16 protein-coding genes are annotated in these 18755 nt (G+C 65.9%); 6 read left to right on the top strand and 10 right to left on the bottom strand.

The genetic code is table 11. The features are described 5' to 3' along the window. Nucleotides 1–70: 70 nt before the first annotated feature. Nucleotides 71–967, bottom strand: coding sequence for a HEAT repeat domain-containing protein (locus PX52LOC_RS35750; protein ID WP_149114570.1), 897 nt, complete (start codon nucleotides 965–967; stop codon nucleotides 71–73). Between the two features lie 269 nt (nucleotides 968–1236). Between PX52LOC_RS35750 and PX52LOC_RS35755 the strand changes: the two genes are divergently transcribed. Together PX52LOC_RS35755 and PX52LOC_RS35760 are read left to right on the top strand one after the other, a co-directional pair. Next, nucleotides 1237–1836 (top strand): sigma-70 RNA polymerase sigma factor region 4 domain-containing protein, encoded by a 600-nt coding sequence (locus tag PX52LOC_RS35755; RefSeq protein WP_149114571.1) that lies wholly within the window; start codon nucleotides 1237–1239, stop codon nucleotides 1834–1836. Nucleotides 1837–1910: 74 nt separating this feature from the next. Beyond that, the gene (locus PX52LOC_RS35760; RefSeq protein WP_149114572.1) at nucleotides 1911–2582 is read left to right on the top strand and encodes a dioxygenase family protein; all 672 of its coding nucleotides are present in this window, start codon (nucleotides 1911–1913) and stop codon (nucleotides 2580–2582) included. Nucleotides 2583–2621: 39 nt separating this feature from the next. On the opposite strand, the gene thiS is transcribed toward PX52LOC_RS35760, so the two are convergent. Next, entirely contained in the window at nucleotides 2622–3659 is a 1038-nt protein-coding gene (thiS, locus tag PX52LOC_RS35765; protein ID WP_149114573.1) for a sulfur carrier protein ThiS, read from the bottom strand. 529 nt (nucleotides 3660–4188) lie between these two features. On the opposite strand from thiS, the gene PX52LOC_RS35770 reads away from it, so the two are divergent. After that, nucleotides 4189–6597, top strand: a complete 2409-nt coding sequence (locus PX52LOC_RS35770) for an FG-GAP-like repeat-containing protein (RefSeq protein WP_168219415.1) — start codon at nucleotides 4189–4191, stop codon at nucleotides 6595–6597. A gap of 9 nt (nucleotides 6598–6606) precedes the next feature. Here the strand turns inward: PX52LOC_RS35770 and PX52LOC_RS35775 are convergent, their stop codons facing one another. The 5 genes from PX52LOC_RS35775 to PX52LOC_RS35795 form a co-directional block, all read right to left on the bottom strand. Beyond that, complete coding sequence (locus PX52LOC_RS35775; RefSeq protein WP_149114575.1) at nucleotides 6607–7719, bottom strand: DUF1559 domain-containing protein; 1113 nt, start codon at nucleotides 7717–7719, stop codon at nucleotides 6607–6609. 136 nt (nucleotides 7720–7855) lie between these two features. Further along, nucleotides 7856–9472 (bottom strand): NAD(P)/FAD-dependent oxidoreductase, encoded by a 1617-nt coding sequence (locus tag PX52LOC_RS35780; RefSeq protein WP_149114576.1) that lies wholly within the window; start codon nucleotides 9470–9472, stop codon nucleotides 7856–7858. A 30-nt stretch (nucleotides 9473–9502) separates the two neighbouring features. After that, nucleotides 9503–9685 carry a carboxymuconolactone decarboxylase family protein gene (locus PX52LOC_RS35785; protein ID WP_149114577.1) on the bottom strand — a complete coding sequence of 61 codons (183 nt, stop codon included), beginning with the start codon at nucleotides 9683–9685 and terminating at the stop codon, nucleotides 9503–9505. 108 nt (nucleotides 9686–9793) lie between these two features. Further along, complete coding sequence (locus tag PX52LOC_RS35790; RefSeq protein WP_149114578.1) at nucleotides 9794–10087, bottom strand: carboxymuconolactone decarboxylase family protein; 294 nt, start codon at nucleotides 10085–10087, stop codon at nucleotides 9794–9796. A 53-nt stretch (nucleotides 10088–10140) separates the two neighbouring features. Continuing rightward, the gene (locus tag PX52LOC_RS35795; protein WP_149114579.1) at nucleotides 10141–11040 is read right to left on the bottom strand and encodes a TIGR03000 domain-containing protein; all 900 of its coding nucleotides are present in this window, start codon (nucleotides 11038–11040) and stop codon (nucleotides 10141–10143) included. Nucleotides 11041–11176: 136 nt separating this feature from the next. Between PX52LOC_RS35795 and PX52LOC_RS35800 the strand changes: the two genes are divergently transcribed. Together PX52LOC_RS35800 and hemG are read left to right on the top strand one after the other, a co-directional pair. After that, nucleotides 11177–12427, top strand: a complete 1251-nt coding sequence (locus tag PX52LOC_RS35800) for an outer membrane protein assembly factor BamB family protein (protein ID WP_168219416.1) — start codon at nucleotides 11177–11179, stop codon at nucleotides 12425–12427. 51 nt (nucleotides 12428–12478) lie between these two features. Further along, on the top strand, nucleotides 12479–13867 hold the full coding sequence (gene hemG, locus PX52LOC_RS35805) for a protoporphyrinogen oxidase (RefSeq protein WP_149114581.1): 1389 nt from the start codon (nucleotides 12479–12481) through the stop codon (nucleotides 13865–13867). Here the strand turns inward: hemG and PX52LOC_RS35810 are convergent. The 3 genes from PX52LOC_RS35810 to PX52LOC_RS35820 all read right to left on the bottom strand — a co-directional run bounded on the left by PX52LOC_RS35810 (nucleotide 13857) and on the right by PX52LOC_RS35820 (nucleotide 17727). Next, a complete protein-coding gene (locus PX52LOC_RS35810) occupies nucleotides 13857–15383 on the bottom strand; it encodes a serine/threonine-protein kinase (protein WP_149114582.1) in 1527 nt (508 codons plus the stop codon). The two genes, hemG and PX52LOC_RS35810, sit on opposite strands and share 11 nt — an antisense overlap. Before the next feature lie 119 nt (nucleotides 15384–15502). Further along, complete coding sequence (locus tag PX52LOC_RS35815; RefSeq protein WP_168219417.1) at nucleotides 15503–16087, bottom strand: ankyrin repeat domain-containing protein; 585 nt, start codon at nucleotides 16085–16087, stop codon at nucleotides 15503–15505. Nucleotides 16088–16173: 86 nt separating this feature from the next. Further along, nucleotides 16174–17727 carry a catalase gene (locus PX52LOC_RS35820; protein WP_149114584.1) on the bottom strand — a complete coding sequence of 518 codons (1554 nt, stop codon included), beginning with the start codon at nucleotides 17725–17727 and terminating at the stop codon, nucleotides 16174–16176. 141 nt (nucleotides 17728–17868) lie between these two features. Here PX52LOC_RS35820 and PX52LOC_RS35825 point away from each other — a divergent pair, with 141 nt between their 5' ends. Continuing rightward, nucleotides 17869–18741 carry a LysR family transcriptional regulator gene (locus PX52LOC_RS35825; RefSeq protein WP_246173821.1) on the top strand — a complete coding sequence of 291 codons (873 nt, stop codon included), beginning with the start codon at nucleotides 17869–17871 and terminating at the stop codon, nucleotides 18739–18741. The last annotated feature ends 14 nt before the right edge of the window (nucleotides 18742–18755 follow it).

Here is an 18755-nt window from a genome sequence, read left to right on the forward strand (position 1 = left end):
CGATTTACTGAGACCTGATCCGACCCGGCGGGCGATGGCCCGCCGGGTTTTTCGTTGTTGGCGATCGGAATTACTCGACGCCCTGCACCTGGCGGATGGCGACTTCGGCGGCCCGGCGAACAGAGTCGCTGGCGTCGGTAAGGGCGTCTTGCAGGTACGGCAGAGCGGTCATGGCGTCCGGCCCGATCCGGCCGAGGGCGGTCACGGCGTTGATGCGTGTCCCTTCTTCGGTCTGGTTGTCGGCGGCAACAGGCGACGGCGGGGCGACAGGCGTCGTGGGCGTGCCACAGCCGAGAAGACCGCTCGCGTACTGGGACGGCGATGCTTTTCGCATCTGACTGCCGCGGAGGAGTTCGGTCAGCGGTTGCACGGCGGCGGCGGCGGCCGGCCCCATCCACCCGAGGGCCACGGCGGCTTCGCCCTTCACGAACGGGTCATGGTGTTTCAGGTGCGAAATCAGCGTGGCCAGCGACGGCCGGCCGATTTGGCTCAGAGCTTTTGCCGCCAACCGGCACAGCACGATGTTCGTGCCCCGCATCGCTTCGGCCAACTGCGGCACGGCGGGGGCCGCTTCCGCGCCCATGCTGCCGATCGCCTGGGCGGCACCGGCGGCGGTCCGCGGGTCTTCGTCCTTCAGCGCCTGACAGAGTTCGCCCATCACCGCCTTCGCCTGCGGGCCGAGTTTGCCCAGCCCCCACACGGCGTTGCGGCGGACGTATTTGTCCGGGTGCGTGAGCATCCGCACCATCGTCGGCATGGCCTCGCGGCCGAGTTGCCCGATGGCCTGGGCCGCCCCTTCGCGGATCTTGGCGTCCTCGTCGTTCAGCGCATTCGTTAAATCCGGCAACGCCTGATTCGCGACCACCCCGAGCTTGCTTAGCGACCGGAAGGCACTCAGGCGCACGCTCGGGCTAAAGTGCTGTGTGTCCGCGATTAACGCGGCGAGCGATTCGTCGGCAGTGGTCATCAGCAGACCCGGAGATAAGACGGGCGACGAGTAGGAACGGCATCCCGACCATTCCACGAGTACCGGCAAACTTAGCCCATACTTCCCCGACCGCAACTCAAACCGCGCGAGACTTTTAAGATTCTCAGGCGTCCACAGAACTGCTGGCCGGCGCGAATTGGCCCGCGAGAGGGTTTTCACACGCCGGGCTGAACATTTCGACTTTTCCCACCCCGGCGAGAAATGGCACCGCAGGTGTCTGGTATAATCAGCCGCAGGAGGGAGTTTTCATGGGGTTGGAAACGAAACGGGGTTTGGTCGGCCGGTCGTCACGCTCGCTGATGGTCGCGGTCGTGTTGGGCACGGCTTTAACGGCCATGGGCACCGAGGCTCGGGCCACGGCCAAGACTGAGAGCCAGGCGATCACCGACATCAGCAAGTACTGCACCGCCTGTTGGCGGAACGCCCGCCTGCCGGAAGACCGCTGGGGCGACTGCACGCAGCAGGTTCTCACCCGGCTCTTGGAACGGGTCGAGCAGGAAAAGTGGGGCAGCATTCTGGCGGAAGAAACGTCCGAGCGGAAGGAGTTTCTCCGGGCCATCGACGCGGTGAAGAAGCGGACGCAGCGCGCCCGCAAGTACGCCTCAATCACGCCGGATCACGCCGACTGGCGGAACGAACTGACCGACGACTTGCGCGACCGGCGAGAGGCCGTGACGTTGGCCGCATGTACCGTCCTCAGCGACCGGCAGAAGCAGATCGTCGAGCTGACGGCCGGCGGGTGGGGCGTGCCGGAAATCGCGGCCCAACTCGGTACGACCGTAGACCGCGTTAGCGACGAGAAGTACAAAGCGATCCGCAAACTTCGCACGCACTTCGGCGTGGAGTAACCCAACTCTTCATCGACGACTCACGGCACATCGGCTACGCTGAGAGGGGTAACGACCCCTCTCAGGAGCCTGTCATGTCGGACCGCATCGTTCCCGTCTCTCGCCGCCTGTTCCTCGGCTCAGCCGCTCTCGGCGGGCTGTCGTTGTTCACTCCGGGCGTCTTCGCGGAAGAACTCACGCAGACTCCCAAGCAGACCGAGGGGCCGTTCTACCCGAACAAGCTGCCGCTCGACACTGACAACGACCTCATCATCGTCAACGACGATCTCACGCCGTCCGTCGGCACGGTCACGCACCTGACGGGCAAAGTCCTTGACCCGAAGGGGAACCCGGTGCGGAACGCGCTCGTGGAAATCTGGCAGTGCGACAACAACGGCGTCTACCTGCACACGGCCGACAGCGACAAGAAGAAGGACAAGCAGGATCCGCACTTCCAGGGTTTCGGCCGGTTCCTGACCGGCTCGACGGGCGAGTACTACTTCCGCACGATCAAGCCGGTGCCGTACCCCGGCCGCACGCCGCACATCCACTTCAAGGTGAAGCAGGGGAAGAAGGAACTGATTGTGACGCAGTGCTATGTCAAAGACGAGAAAGACCGCAACGCGAAGGACGGCGTCTACCGCGGTATCAAGGAAGACAAGGCCCGCGAGTCGGTGACGGTGGACTTCGCGCCGGTGAAGGGGTCGAAGATCGGGGAGTTGAGCGCGAACTTCGTGATCGTACTGGGGAAGACGCCAGAAGCGTGACCTGAAAGCCCAGGCACGGTCGTGCCGGGGCTTTCTACCTCACTTCTTTGACTCGATCATCCCCTCGGTCGGGCTGCTCGCGTTGGCGTACAGTTTCTTCGGGATGCGGCCGGCGAGGTACGCGAGGCGGCCGGCGTCGGTCGCGTAGCGCATCGCCCAGGCCATCCGCAGCGGGTCTTTCGCGCTCGCGATGGCCGTGTTCAGCAGCACGCCGTCGCAGCCGAGTTCCATCGCCACCGACACGTCGCTGGCCGTGCCGACGCCGGCGTCCACGATCACCGGGTAGTCCGGGTCGCCGTCCTTCAGGTACTCCAGGCAGATGCGAATGTTGTTCGGGTTGAGAATGCCCTGCCCCGATCCGATGGGGCTGCCGGCCGGCATCACGCTCGCGGCACCGGCGTCTTTCAGCCGCTTCGCCAGCACTGGGTCGTCGCTGGTGTAGACGAGGACCGTGAAGCCTTCCTTCACGAGTTGCTCCGTCGCCTTCAGCGTGTCCACCGGGTCGGGCAGCAGCGTCTTCTTGTCCGCGAGGCATTCGAGCTTGACCCACCCGGCACCGGGGTTTTCGAGGTTCGTCAGCAACTCCCGGGCGAGGCGGGCGTGGCGGATCGCGTCCTCGGCACTGAAGCACCCTGCCGTGTTCGGCAGGATCGTCAGCCGCTTCAGGTCGAGGAAGTCGAGGAGGTTCTTACCTTCCTTGTCGATGAGCCGCTCGCGCCGCACGGCCACCGTGGTGACTTCGCAACCGCTCGCCTCCATGCACTGGTGCATGAGCGGATAGCTGAGATATTTGCCGGTGCCGGTGAACAGCCGCGATTGGAACGTGAACTTGCCCACCTTCAATGGCTTGTCCGCCGGCGGAGCGACTTCACCCGAACCGCCGCCCACCAGAGTCACGATCTCGACCGCATCGCCGTCTTGCAAGGGAGTGGTCGCGTGGTCGGCCCGCGGGACGACGTTCTGGTTCACCTCGACGGCCAACTTCTTCGGGTCACGGCCGAGTTCGGCGAGCAGCCCGGCCACCGTCAACGGTAGGGCGAACGAACGGCGTTCCGCATTCACGGTAATGGTTGGCATGGTGCGCACCTGAGTTGTGATGGTGTTCAAGATACCATCCGCCTCCGAGAGCGACCAAGCAACCAGGAGCCGGAAATTGTTGGCAAAATCAAACAATGGCTGCATCATTTTGATGCAGCCATTCTGCCACCAGGATAAGTTTGCTCAGAAACGACCGCTGTGCTGCACAAAACATCTGCTTCACAAGAGCAATCAGAATTGAAACTTACAACCATTCTGAACAACAATCGGCGGATGGCGTTTCGGATTTGGCATTCACTGTGCCATGAATATTTACGGTGAGTGGTATGCGAGTCCCACTCACCGGGTTGAAGAAATTCAACCTCGACCCCTTCAAACAGTGGGCGTGAGACTAGCCGGGTATGCGAGTCCCCGGCCGTATCTCACGCCCCACTTCTTTTCCCCCCAATCTGACCGTCACACTCACCCCACTATCCCGGGTCGATTTTACAATCTCCCGCCAAGCGGCGCAACCCGGCACGGCACGCGCATTCGTCTTCGGCCTGCCCCAGACCAGGAGACTTCACACGTGAGCAAACCACAACTCCTCGCCCTCGAAGACCGCTCCACCCCTGCGGCGGTCGGCGGCCTCGACCTCACGTTCAACGGCACCGGGCTCGCCGACGTGCCGTTTGACCTCGCCGCCGCGAAGGCCGACCTCGGGGCCGCGATTGCCGTGCAGAAGGACGGGAAGATCGTCGTCGTCGGCTCGGCCCAAACGGGGGCCGCGGACATCGACTTTGCCGTCGCGCGGCTGAACCCCGACGGCACCCTCGACACGACCTTCGGCAGCAACGGCATCCGCGCCTTCGGCTTCGACCTCGGCGGCAGCAACATCGACCGTGCGACCTCCGTGGCCATCGACTCGCAAGGCCGCATCGTCGTGGCCGGGTACGCCCAGACGGACGCCGCGAACGACTACGACTTCGCCGTCATCCGCGTGACCAGCACCGGCGACCTCGACAGCACCTTCGACACCGACGGCCGCCAGACGGTCGCGTTCGACATTGCCGGCGGAACGCAGGAAGACAAGACCGCGGGGGTGGCGATCGACTCGCAGGGCCGGATCGTGTTGGCGGGCACGGTCGCCCAGGCGACCGCGGGCGATACCGACTTCGGCGTGGTCCGACTGACGACGGCCGGAGCGCTCGACAAGACTTTCGGCACCGGCGGGCGGCAGACGATTGCCTTCGACCTCGGCGGGGCGAACGCGGATTCCGCCAGCGGTGTCGTCATCGACTCGGGGGACCGGGTCATCGTTGCCGGCAGCGTGCAGATCAGCAACTTCGGCGACTTCGACTTCGGCGTTGCCCGCCTGACGGCGGCCGGTGCGCTCGATCAGACGTTCGACGGCGACGGTCGGGCGTCGGTCGAATTCGACCTCGGCGGCTCGAACGCCGACACCGCCGCGGCCGTCGCCCTCGGGAACGGCGAGAAGATTGTCGTGGTGGGATCGGTCGTGGTCGGGACGGCCGGCGACGTGGACATCGGCGTGGCCCGGTTCAACACCGACGGCTCGCTCGACACAACCTTCGGCGACAGCGGCAAGTTGTCGCTCGGCTTCGACCTCGGCGGCACTAAACAGGACAAGGCCGCCGGCGTGACGATCAACCGGCTGACCGGCGACATCGTAGTGGCGGCGACGGTCGATTCGGCCACCGCGGGCGACACCGACATCGGCGTGGCCCGCCTGACGACCGACGGCAGCCTCGACCCGAGTTTCAGTGCCGACGGCCGGGCAGTGGCGTCGTTCGACCGCGGCGGGGCGAACGCCGACACGGCGGCCGGCGTCACGCAAGACGCCCGCGGCCGCATCCTCGTCGTCGGCTCGATTGACACCGCAACGGCCAACGACCGTGACTTCGGCGTGGCCCGCCTGACCGCGACGACCGGCCTCGCGAACGACCTCCTCGTCGGGGGAACGGCCGACGGGCAGGCAATCAATTATGTTCCGGCCGGTAGCGGCTTCGCGAAGAGTGGCGGCGCGGCCGGTGCCGACTTGACCGCGAGTGTTCGCCCGGTGGTCGCCGACCTGAACGGCGACGGCGTGCCGGATCAAATCCTCGGGGCCGCGCCGGGCGGCGGGTCGCGGGTCCGCATCCAACTCGGCGGCGTGGTCCAGGGCGATGTCGTCCTCACGCCCTCGCCGATCGACTTTAACGCCTTCGAGGGGAACTTCACCGGCGGCGTCTTCATCGCGGCCGGCGACATCGACGGGGACGGCCGCGACGAGTTCGTGGTCAGCCCCGACGTCGGCGGCGGCCCGCGGGCGTCGATCTACTCGCTCAACGATGACCGCACCCTCACCAAGAAGGCCGACTTCTTCGGCATCGACGACCCGAACTTCCGCGGCGGTGCCCGCGTGGCCCTCGGCGACATCAACGGCGACGGCCGGGCCGACCTCGTCGTCGGGGCCGGCTTCCTCGGCGGCCCGCGGGTGGCCCTCTACAACGGGGCGACGCTGTTCACGCCGGACGCCAACGGTGTACGGCAGAAGTTGATCGGTGACTTCTTCGCATTCCCCGGGCCGGACGCGCAGACGCTCCGCAACGGCGTGTTCGTGACGATCGGCGACCTCGACGGTGACGGCTTCGGCGACGTGATCTTCGGCGGCGGGCCGGGCGGCGGGCCGCGGGTGTTCGCGCTCAGCGGGCAGACGCTCACCGCGAAGCAACTCGACGCCGCCTACGCGAAGCCGGTGGCGAACTTCTTCGTCGCGAACGACGCCAACTCCCGCGGCGGCGTGCGGGTGACGGTGAAGGACATCGACGGCGACGATCGGGCCGACCTCGTCACGGCAAGCGGCGACAACCTGCCGAGCCGTGTGCGGGTCTACCGCGGCTCGACGGTCCCGCAGGCGAACGGCGTCGAACCCCCGCTGTTGCAGGAGTTCGACCCGTTCGGCGTGACGCTGGCGAACGGCGTCTTCGTGGGGTAAGGAGTCCGTTCAATCGAGCGACGTGGTTTCGCCCCCGTTTCGGGTGATGAAAGCCAGCCACGCGCTCGGCGTCAACGAATCCCGCACGAAGCCGACCGACCCGTCGCACCGGAGGGTGTTCACGCCGCCGGTGTGGAAGGAGTACGGGGCTTCGTGGTTCACGACGTTGATGAGGCTGCACCCGCTCGAAGCGTCGGCCGAGTTGTTGGTGGCGTTCAGGGCGTACCCCCGCATGTACTCGACGCCGCCCTGGTCGGCCCACGACCCGCGGGCGAACATCGACGGGTCGCCCTGGCCGCTCGTCGGCGTTACCGGGATCGGGTTGATCGCGGCGTATTCGGTCGCGTTCGTCGGCGTGGCCGCGATCGCCTTCCCCTTGATGTAAATGTTCAGCCCGCGGCCGGCGATCTCGGTGAAGAACAGCGTGTTGCTCGTACCGTCGCTGATGGACACGAGCGAGTTGCCGTCCTTCGGCCCCGGCGTGCCGTTCGTCGGGCTGAGCGCCCCGGCGTACTTCGTGTTCGTAGTGGGGCCATTGAGCGGGTTGCCGCAACGGGCGGTGTTCGTCACCAGCGTGTCGTCGAACCCCTTGAACGGCCAGTAGTCGGTCCGCGAATAGCGGTGGCCGGTGTTGCCGAAATAGCCGGTCATGATTGAGTCGTAGTTCGCCAGTTCCGTCCCGCTCGGCGTCGAGGGGCACACGAAGATTTTGATCGGCGTCGCCCCGGCCGGGTTCGTGCTACCCGGGGCCGGCGGCGGCAGGTTGAGGGGGTCGAGGATCGAGTACTGTGTGTTAATCAGCGTGAGCAAGTTGCCCTGTTCCAGGTACGGACAGATCATCACGATCGCCGTGAAGCCTTGTTTCTGGTTGCCGTAGGGGTTGGCCGCACGAGGGTTCGAGGGGAAGTCATAGCCCCACGCGGGCAGTTTGCCGTTGATCCCCTCGTAGCTGTGCAAGGCGATGCCGAGTTGCTTCAAGTTGTTCGTGCAACTCATCCGGGCGGCTGCCTCGCGGACCTTTTGCACCGCCGGCAACAAAAGGCCGATGAGAATCGCAATGATGGCAATGACGACGAGCAATTCAATCAGCGTGAACGCGCCACGCCGCACGAAACGCGCCATAACGACCTCCGAGTGGTGCCCGGCCAGTTGACGGCGTGGTGGAGTGAAATGAACCACGACGGGCCGATGAGAAAAACACCCACTCGCTCCCGAGTATGATCCACGGGCGTGAAATTGTCATCAGGAAATTTTGAAGTTACGAAGTCGTGACGGCCGCGTACTTCGCCACGACCGCTTTCGCCGTTCGCAAACCGTCGACGGCGGCCGAGACGATGCCGCCCGCGTACCCCGCCCCTTCGCCCACTGGGAAGAGGCCGGGGATGCCGGGGGATTCGCGGGTGACGTTGTCGCGGTCGATGCGGACGGGCGAACTGCCGCGGGCCTCCGGGCCGAACAGCATCGCGTCGGCGAGGAACCGGCCCTGCCAGCGGCGGTCCATCTGGGGCAGGCCGTGCCGGACCGCGGCCGCCACGACCGGCGGCAGCAATTCGTTCAGGTCCGTCGCCACCACGTCGCGCGGGTAGCTCGTCTTCGGCAAACTCGGCGTGGCCCGGCCGGCGAGGAAGTCACTCGCCCGCTGCGCCGGCGCGGCGTACCGCCCGCGGCCCAACTCGAACGCCATCCGCTCGTACTTCTGCTGAAGCCGCACGCCGGCGAGCACGTCGTCGCCCTCGAACGCTTCGAGCGGCACAGTGACGACGAGGCCGCTGTTGGCGAACGGCGAATCCCGCTTCGACAGGCTCATGCCATTCGTGCAGAAGTACCCCTCGTCGGACACGCTGGGAATGATGTACCCGCCGGCGCACATGCAGAACGTGAACAGGTCGTTCTGGCCGTGGGCCACGAGGGAGTAGTCGGCGTTGCCGAGCGTGTCTTCGTACTGTTGGTGCTTCCAACCGTATTGCACCTCGTTGACCACGTCCTGCCGGTGTTCGATCCGCACGCCGAACTGGAACGGCTTGCGGGTCATCGGCACGCCGCGGCGGGCGAGCATCTCGTAGCTGTCGCGGGCCGAGTGGCCGATGGCGAGGATCACGACCGACGCGGGAATGAAGCCGCCCGACGTGGCCACGCCCGTCACGCCGTTGGCGTCGAAGTGCAGGTCTTCGACCGTCGTGCGGAAGCGGACTTCGCCGCCGAACTCTTCGATCTTCCGCCGCATCGCCTTCACGACGGCCGGGAGGCGGTTGCTGCCGAGGTGCGGCCGGTGGTAGTACAGGATGTTCTCGCGGCCCTCCTGCTGCCCCTTGCACTCGGCGAGCAGTTCCAGCACCCGGTGGAAGTCAGCCCCGCTGCCGCGGCAAGTGAGTTTGCCGTCGGAGAAAGTACCGGCCCCGCCCTCGCCGAAGAGGTAGTTACTATCGCGGTCGAACTCGCCGCCCGCGTCGAACCGCTTCACGTCGCGGATGCGTTCGCTGACGATGGTGCCGCGTTCGAGGACGATCGGCCGGTAGCCCTGTTGCGCGAGGAAGTAGCCGCAGACTAACCCGCCCGGCCCACTGCCGATGACGACGGGGCGGTGCGGCAGCGCGTGCGCCCCTGGCGGCGGCATGGCGAACGGCGGTTCGTCGAACGGCTCGACCCGCGACCCGCCGATGTGGGAGGCCTTCGCGCTGACGCCGGGTTGGAGGGTGACTTCGAAGTTGTAGACGAACCGGAGTTGCCGCTTGTCGCGAACGTCGAGTGCCTTCCTCAGAATGCGCCACCGATCGATGTCGGCCGGCGGCACGCCGACGGCGCGGGCGAGTTGGGTGGGCAAGTTTGCTTCCGGTTCCTCGACCGGGAGCGACAGATTCGTGAGGCGAAGCGACATGGAGTCAGGATAGCAGATCGGCCGTTACCGTCAGGGGTCTGGCCGCCCAACGCCGAGCGCGTCCGCCACCCGGTTGATGTAGTTGAACCACGACGCGATGAGCGTGATCTGGAGTATGCCCACGTCGTCGAAGCCAACGGACCGCAGTCCGGCAATGTCGTCGGGTGTGAGCTTGTATGCGGCAGTGGTCAAACGGGCCGCGAAGTCGAGCACGGCCCGGTCCGCTGGAGACAAATCCGCTTGCGTGTAGTCCCGCCGTAACTCGGCGGCGAGCGTCTCGTCCAGACTGTTCTGGCGGAGAAACTCGAGGTGGCTCTCCGTTCAGTAAAAGCACCCGTTCCGGACGGAGACGACCGAGGCAATCATTTCCTGCTGCCGTCGGGTCAGGCCCAGCCCCGGCCGGAGCAACACGGCCAAGCCGGACATCATGTGCCGCATCGCCTCGGGAATGAGGCTGTGAGCGGCGACGATACTGTCAGCCGTGCCGTCCGACCTCAGCAGTGACGGGACCGGCGGGCCGCCGTACTCCTCCGGGTAGAGGGCCCGCACGGCCTCGTACGTTCGCTTGAGTTCCTCGTCCCCCTGGTCATAGGGGATGGTCTTGATCCAGGTCATGGGTTGCTCCTGGGAGCGGGAAAGGGCCGATCACTTGGCGGCACTCGGCCAACCTACTTCTTCGGCACGGTCCACAGGTGCAGGGTGTACTCGTCGCCGTCGTCGCCCTGGACGGTGATCGTCTTCTCCGGCTTCCAGTCGCCGAGCGTGAAGCGGTGCGAGACGATCCGCGTGCCGGGTTGGAGCAACTTCTTCAGCCGCGGTTCGAGGAGCTTGCCGAGTTCGTCGCTCATGTAAATCATCACGACCGACGCCTCGGAAATGTCCTTGATCTCCAGCACGTCGCCCTGGCGGATATCCACCTTATCTTCGAGCTTCGCCTTCTTGACGGCTTCCTTCGACTCCTTCACCCGCTCGGGGTCGAGGTCGATGCCGACGCCGGCGAGGGCGTGCTTGTCGCGGACGGCGGCGATCACGATCCGCCCGTCGCCGCAGCCGAGGTCATACACCACGTCGTCCTTGCCGACTTTGCCGAGGTCGAGCATCTTGGCCACGATGTCGTCGGGCGTCGGTACGAAGCGAATGACCGCCTTGTCGCTCGGGTCGTCCTTCGTCAAGTCGGCGGTAATCGTGGCGTCGCTGCCCTTGAAGCTGACCGTCTTCTTGCGGGTGATGGTGGTGTAGTTGTTCGGCTCGAACTTCACTACGAGTTCGTACTCGTAGGTCTTCTTCGGGTCGAGGCCGACCACGTCGAACTCGCGCGTCTTGCCGGTGGTCTTCATCGTCTGGTTTTCGATCTTCAACTCGGCCGCGTCGTTCGGCACCGTGACCTTCAGCACGGCCTTCGCGGCCGGCTTCTTGTCGTCCGCCTTCTTGTCGACCGCCTTCTTGTCGTCCGCTTTCGCCTTATCGTCGGCCTTCGGCTTGTCCTGAGCGCGGGCCCAGGGGCCGAGGGCGGCCGTCGCCAGCCCGACGGCCAGCAGCAAAATCGGGAATCGAACCAGACGCAACATGGGGTCATCTCCAGACGAGGTTTCAGAGATTGTCGCACTCCGGGCGGTCGTTGGCAATTTCGGAACACGGTTGCCGGCGGGAAAAGTTCTGCGATAATCGCCAATGGCCCACCCCACCCGTCAGCCGAGAACGCCCATGCGCCGGTTCCACCTCTTGTCGCTCGCCGCCATCCTTGCCGCCGGTGCCGCCCTCCCGGCCGCCGACTGGACCCGGTTCCGCGGGCCGAACGGCGACGGCATCGCGGCCGACGCCATCCCGGTGAAGTGGTCGCCGAAGGAAAACATCGTCTGGAGCCAGGAACTACCCGGGCCCGGCAACTCGTCGCCGATCGTCGTGAAGGGGAAGATTTTCCTGGAAGCCGCGACCCGTGACGGTTCGAAGCGGTCGCTCGTCTGCCTCGACGCCCAGACCGGCAAGCCGACGTGGGAGAAGACGTTCGGCGGGCAGCCGGCGAAGATTCACGCGAAGTCGTCGCTGGCGTCCTGCACTCCGACGAGCGACGGCACGTTCGTCTACGCGGCCGTGTGGGACGGCCGGGAGATCACCGTCCACGCTTTCGACTTCGCGGGCGAGCAGAAGTGGGAGCGGAAGCTCGGCAAGTTCGAAAGCCAGCACGGGGCCGGCCTGTCGCCGATCGTCCACGACGGACGGGTGTTCATCAACTTCGACCAGGACGGCTCGGCCGAAATCGTCGCACTCGACGCCAAGACCGGCGACAAGGCGTGGGGCGTCTCCCGCAAAGCCTTCCGCGCGTGTTACTCAACCCCCATCGTTCGCAAGACCGCGGCCGGCAAGGACGAGATTGTCGTCTTCAGCACGGCCGGTGCGGCCGGGTACGACCCGAAGACGGGCGGCGTGAACTGGTCGTGGACGATCCCGTGGCAGGCCGGCGAGATGGCCCTGCGGTCGGTGGCGTCGCCGGTGCTGGCGAAGGACACGCTCGTCTGTCTGACCGGCGACGGCAGCGGCAGCCGGTACGGGGCGGCCGTCACGATCACCGGCACGAAAACGAGCCTGAACTGGGAGAAGCGATCGGCCAACCTGATGCCCTACGTCCCCTGCCCCGTCGTGAAGGGCGATTACCTCTACTGGGTGACCGATCAAGGCGTGGTCGAGTGTCTGGAAACCAAGAGCGGCAAGGTGCAGTGGTCGGAGCGGGTGTTGAACAAGTCCGTCTCCGCGTCGCCGGTGCTGGTCGGTGACAACCTCGTCATCATCGACGAGGCCGGCAAGTCGGTGGTGGTAAAGGCGGACCCGAAGGAGTTCGAGAAGCTCGGCGAGGGGAGCGTCGGTGAGCCGGTCTTCGCGTCGCCGGCCGTCGCCGACGGGAAGTTGTACATCCGCGGCTCATCGCACCTGTTCTGCATCCAGGGCAAGGGGACGTAATCGCCTGGGGTTCTGTCGACCTGAATTCCCCTCGCTTCCTATCATTCCCCCATGTCGCGTGTCGTCGTCATCGGGGGTGGGCTGAGCGGATTGGCGGCGGCCTACCGCATCCGCCAGAAACTTCCCCAGGTCGAACTCACCGTCCTCGAATCGGCGAACCGGCCGGGCGGCAACGTCTGGACCGAACACGACCGCGGGTTCACGGTCGAACTCGGGCCGAACGGCTTCCTCGACTCGAAACCGGCGACGATGGACCTGTGCCAGTCGCTCGGCCTCCGCGATCAACTCCTCCCGGCCAGCGAAGGCTCGCGGAAGAACCGCTTCCTGTACGTGAACGACCGCCTCCACAAACTCCCCGGCTCGCCCCTCGGTATCCTCCGCACACCACTGCTGTCCTTCGGCGGCAAGTTGAAGTTGTTCACCGAACCGCTGCGGGCCAGACCCCACCGCCTGCCGGCCGACGAGACGATTGCGGCGTTCGGCCGGCGGCGGTTCGGCCGAGAAGCGGCCGAGACTTTCCTCGACGCGCTCGTCACTGGCATCCACGGTGGCGACCCGGACAAGCTCAGCGTGGCCGCCGCCTTCCCGCGACTGCCGAAGTTCGAGCGCGAGTACGGCAGCGTCATCCGCGGCTTCCTGCGGGTCGCGAAGGAGAAGCGGCGGGCGGCGGAAGCGGCCGGGTTGCCGCGACCGGGACCGGCGAGGATGTGGTCCTTCCGCGAAGGCTTGCGAACGCTGATCGAATCGCTGGCCGCGGCCGTGCCGGTGACGACGGGAGTCGCCATCAAAAGGATCGAGAAATCAGCGGCCGATTGGACCGTCCACAGCGAGGGACAAGACCGCTGGCCCGCGGACGCCGTCGTCGTCACCTGCCCCGCCCACAAGCAGGCCGAACTGCTCGCCGACCTGGACGCGCCACTCGCGGCCGAAATCGCGGGCATCGGCTACACGCCGATCGCCGTCGTCGTCGTCGGCTACCGACGGGATCAGGTTCCGCACGATCTCGACGGCTTCGGCTACATCGCCCCGCAGCGGACGCGCCGCGACGCGCTCGGCGTGCAGTGGTGTTCGTCGATCTTTCCCGATCGCGCGCCGCCGGGCTGCGTGACGTGGCGTGCCCTCTGCGGCGGCGTGAACCGGCCGGACGTGATGGGGTGGGACGACGCGACACTACTGCGCAAGGTGCAAGACGAACTGCGAGTGACGATGAAGGTGCGCGGCGAAATGGTCTTCCACCGGATCGTCCGCTGGCCGAAGGCGATTCCGCAGTACGCCGTTGGCCACCTCGACCGTGTGGCCCGCATTGAGGCGGGAGCCGCACGACACGGCGGGCTGATCCTCGGCGGCAACGCCTACCACGGCATCGCCATGAACGATTGCACGGAACAGGCCGAGCGGATCACGGAGCGTGTTGAGCGGGCGTTACGGGTCAGTGGGTGATCTTGCCGCGGTTGGGGGTGGCCGTCGGCTTCGTATTCCCGGCGTCGTTGCGGCTCCCGCCACCGAGGACACCCCAGGTGTAGAGGAGAATGATCCAGAGTGGAATCGACACGACCCAGAGGCCGAGGGCGATCATCAGCCACTTCTTCTTTTCCTTCGTCGCCTCGGCCGCACTCATCATCCGCCGCCGACGAGCCGGGACCGCCCCTGATGCGGCAAAGTCCGACATCCCCGCGCCCGACCCGCCCGCGAGCGCCGCGGCCGGAGCGAACATCATTTCCCCGTCGCCGGTCGAGCCTTGATAAGGGGTCACAGTCCATTCGGCCGGCGGTTCGACCGGCAGCAAGACGGAGGGGGCCGGCGAAGCGTTCGGGCGTAGCTGCGGCGGTGCGTTGTCAAGGATGCTCGATTCGGCCGTCGGTGGGGGAGCCGTCGGCGCAACGGGCAGAGAAATCGGCGAGATAAATACTCCCAGGCGGTCGATGACGGCGTTCATCGGCGGGCGCTCGGCCGGCGACTTCGCGATCATCCGGCCGACCAAGGCGATCAGTTCGGGAGGAAGGTCCGGCCTCAGTGCCGCGAGCGGAAGCGGGGCACCGCCGGCGATCTTCGCCAGCATGTCGGCGGCCGTCGCGGCCTGAAACGGCTGCGCCGCCGTCAACAGGTAGCACAGCGAAAGCCCGAGACCGTACACGTCGCCGGCGGGCGTGGCCTCGGCCGACGCGACCCGCTCCGGCGGTAGATAGGCGAGTGCGCCCGGGGATTCCAGGTGGGCTACAATCCACTCGCCCATCGGCGGGCGGCGCGGCACGAGGCCGAACTCGGCCACCTTCACCCCCGAGGTCGGGGCGGGGCGGAACAGCGGCGAGCCGTCGGCCTTCACGCGACTCGACTGCGTCAGCGGACTGACGTACAGGTTCGCCGGCCGCACGTCGCCGTGGGCGTAGCCGGTGCGGTGGGCGGCGTCCAAGCCCATCGCCGCCTGCCGGCCGAACGCACAGGCCAGGAACGCGGGCATCGGGCCGATGTCGCGGACGAGCGAATCGAGGTGCGCCCCCTCGTAGGGTTCCAGCACCGCGAAGAGTTGATCCTCGTAAGCCCCCGCGTCGAGGAGCATCGCTAGGTTCTGGTGGGTGAGCGTGCTGACCTGTTGTGCCCGCTGAATGTATGCGGAAAGGTTGTCGGCCGGGGCCAGCCAATCGACGGACAGCCGGCGAATGATCAGCGGCGTCCGCAAACTCGGGTGGCGGGCCTTCTGAGCGAACCCGCCGGGGCAAGGGCCGAGGTCGTCGAGGACAGGGTAACCGGCGAACGATAGGTCCTGACCGCGGCCTTCCCGGATGCACGTCGCCTGGAACGGCGTGAGCAGCCCGCGGGAGACCAGGGCGTCGCACAGGGCCGGCAACCCGGCCTGCGGTACTTCCGACTGCCGGACCAATTCCTGAACCTGTTCGGTCGGCAGTAGCCGATTGTCACGCGCGAAAGTCAGGAACGTGGCGACCGACTCGGATGGCATGAGCGACGATCTCAAAGATGGGCGAACGCTGGGGAACTGTACTCATTGTAAGACGCTTCCGACGCCGCCGACAACGCTGGCCCGGCCGGATTTCCCGCACATTTTTCCCGCCACAGTCGTCATTTTCCACTCTTCGTCGGAGCCTGACTCGCGTCTTGTAGCAGTTTCTGAACGCCCTCTGCCCCCTGCCCCTTCGCGAGGGTCAACGGTGTGTTCCCGGCCTTGTCCATCGCCTTGGGGTCGGCCCCGGCCGTCAGAAGGTATTCGACCATCTTCTCGCGGCCGGCGAGCGCGGCGAACATCAGTGCCGTCTGGCCGCTCTCGCTGGCAGCGTTCACGTCGGCCTTCGCTTCGACCAGTGCCTTCGCGATGTTCACCTCGCCCTTGAAGGCGGCCGCGGACAGGGCCGTCAGCCCCATCTTGTTGCGGGCGTCGATCTCGACCTTCGTCTGCTTCAAGATGAGCGCCACCGCCTTCGGCTGCCCGTTGTACGCGGCCACGATCAGGAGCGTGTCGCCGCGCTTGTTGGTCTCGTTCACCGGGCGGCCGGCCGCGAAGTATTCGCGGAGCGTGTCTAAGTCGCCTTCCCGCGCGGCCTGGAAGGCGATCTCTTGCAGCTTGGCCGCGACATCCGGCGTGATCACGACGGCCTTCGGCTGGGGGGAAGTCGAGAGGGCGGCGAGAACGACGAGCGTGGGGAACACGGGAAACTCCGGGAGAATGTGACACGGTGAACGGGTGGCCCGGTGAAGGGGTGAAAAGGCCGTGTCTTCTCACCCCTTCACCAACATTACTTCGTTTTCTCGGCCAGCGCTTTCACGTCGCGGAGGCTGACGCTGACCGCCTTCGCCAGTCGCGTGCCGTAGTCGGCGTTCGCGAGGTAGAAGTGGGCCACCATCTGCTTCTTCACGTCCTCGTTTTTGACCTTGTTCATGTCGCCCGCTAGATTCGAGATCAGGTTCGCCTTTTCTTCCTCCTTGAACGACAGGTACAGGTCGCCGGCCTGCTTGAAGTTCAGCGTCTTGTGGATCGGTTGCTGCACAACCTGGTCGGCGAGGCTGGCCTTGCTGTACTCCTTCTCGGTGGTGTCCCGACGGCCGCCGGTCCGCACGCTCGGCTCGTAGTTCAAGTCTCCGCTCCGACCGCCGTGATTCAGTGCCCCGTCCTGGCTGTTGTTGCTCACGGCCGCCTTCGGTCGGTTCACCGGCAGGTCGAGGTAGTTCGCCCCGATGCGGTACCGCTGGGTGTCGGCGTAGCTGAACAGTCGGCCTTGCAGCATCTTGTCCTCGCTCGGCTCGATGCCCGGCACGACCATGCCCGGCGAGAACGCGGCCTGCTCGCTGAATTGGAAGAAGTTATCGGGCACCTTGTTCAGCGTCAGCTTGCCGACCTTGATTTCCTCGATGCCCGGCCAGACTTTTGTGTCGTCGAGCGGGTTGAAGTCGAACTTGTCCAGGTCTTCCGGCTTCATCATCTGGAGGCCGAGTTCCCAACTCGGGAAGTTGCCAGCCTGGATGTTTTCGTACAGGTCTTCGGTCAAGCCGCTGTGGTTCTTCGCGCTCGCGGCGGCGGCCTCGGCGGCGGTGTAGTTCTTGTGCCCCTGGAGGCTCCGCCAGTTGAACTTTACGTAGGTCACATCGCCCTTCTCGTTAACCCACTTGAAGGCGTGCACGCCGAAGCCGTCCATCTGCCGGAGGCTGGCAGGCGTGCCCATGTCGCTGTACACGAACGTGAGCATGTGCGTCGATTCGGGGATGTGGCTGAAGAAGTCGAAGAACCGGGCCGGCTCTTGTTGGTTGTTCACCGGGTTCGGCTTCAGGCTGTGGACCATGTCCGGGAACTTCATCGCGTCGCGGATGAAGAACACCGGCAGGTTGTTCCCCACCAGGTCCCAGTTCCCTTCCTCGGTGTAGAACTTCACGGCGAACCCGCGGGGGTCGCGGAGTTGGTCCGGCGAGCCGTTCGGGTGGATGACGGTGCTGAACCGCAGGAACGTCGGCGTCTTCTTGTCCTTCGCGCTGAAGACCTTCGCCTTCGTGTACTTCGAGTAGTCGCCGTAGCTGACGAACTCGCCGTGCGCCCCGACGCCGCGGGCGTGAACGACGCGCTCCGGGATGCGCTCGCGGTCGAACCGGGCGAGTTTCTGAATGAGGTGGAAGTTGTCGAGCAGTACCGGCCCGTTCGGCCCGGCCGTTCGACTATTCTGGTTGTTGCCGACCGGCTGCCCGCCGTCTTCGGTGAGCGGCTTCGGCGGGGTCGGGGAAGTCGGTGCGGCCGGCTGTTGGGCCGGGGCGTGGGAAGCTGCCAAGCCGATGACGGCGGCCGTGAAGAGTTTCTTGAGCATCCTGATTCTCCGAGAGGATTTCGTCGGGGGACTATCAACGCCACTATAGTAGTCAAGTCGGCACGATAGCTGCCATCACTTGTTCCGACACCTGTCATCGTCGGCAACTATCATGCCCGTCGGGGACTGCATGCCGTGGAAATGAACCAATTGCGGTACTTCGCCGCCCTTGCCCGTCTGGGGAACTTCACGCGGGCGGCCGCGGCATGCCACGTGTCGCAGCCGACGCTCAGCCAACAGGTCGCGAAGTTGGAACGGGAACTCGATCAGTCGCTCTTCGACCGCCGCGGCCGCGGGGCAACGCTCACCGACGCGGGGCGGGCACTGTTGGAGAAGGTCGAACACGCCTTGGCCCTGCTCGACAACGCGAAGGTGAGCGTGCGGAGTGCCGGCCACGCGGAACGGCTCACGGTGGCCGCCATCCCGACGATCGCGCCGTACCTGTTGCCGGAAGTGCTGGTGCGGTTCGCAACCGCCCATCCTGCGGCCCACGTGGAGGTTCGCGAGTACACGACCGACGAGTGCCTCGCCCACCTCACCAACGGCGAACTCGACCTGGCGGTGCTGGCCCTGCCGGTGCGCGGCGACCACCTCGCGGCGGAGACGCTATTTACGGAGGAGTTGTTGCTGGCCGTGCCGGCGAAGCACGCCCTGGCGAAGAAGCGGCAAGTGCGGTTGACGGACCTCACCGACGAGCCGTTCGTTCTGCTGCACGAGGCCCACTGCCTGTCCGGGCAAGCCCTCGGCTTCTGTGCCCGGCACGCGCTGGCCCCGCTTGTCACGGCTCAACTCCACCAACTCGGCACGGTGCTGGAACTGGTGCGTCTCGGCCAGGGTGTGTCGCTGGTGCCCGCGATGGCGGCGAAGAAAGACCGCAGCGGCGGCCGGGTGTACAAGCCGATCTTCGGTGAGAAGCCGATGCGGACGCTCGGCGTCGTGTGGAGCAAACTGCGATTCCGCAGCCCCCTGTTCGACGCCTTCGTGGGAGAGTTGCGGAAGTCGTCGAAAACGTAGTGGCACGTCGGGTC

Source organism: Limnoglobus roseus, assembly GCF_008254045.1.
GTDB lineage: Bacteria > Planctomycetota > Planctomycetia > Gemmatales > Gemmataceae > Limnoglobus > Limnoglobus roseus.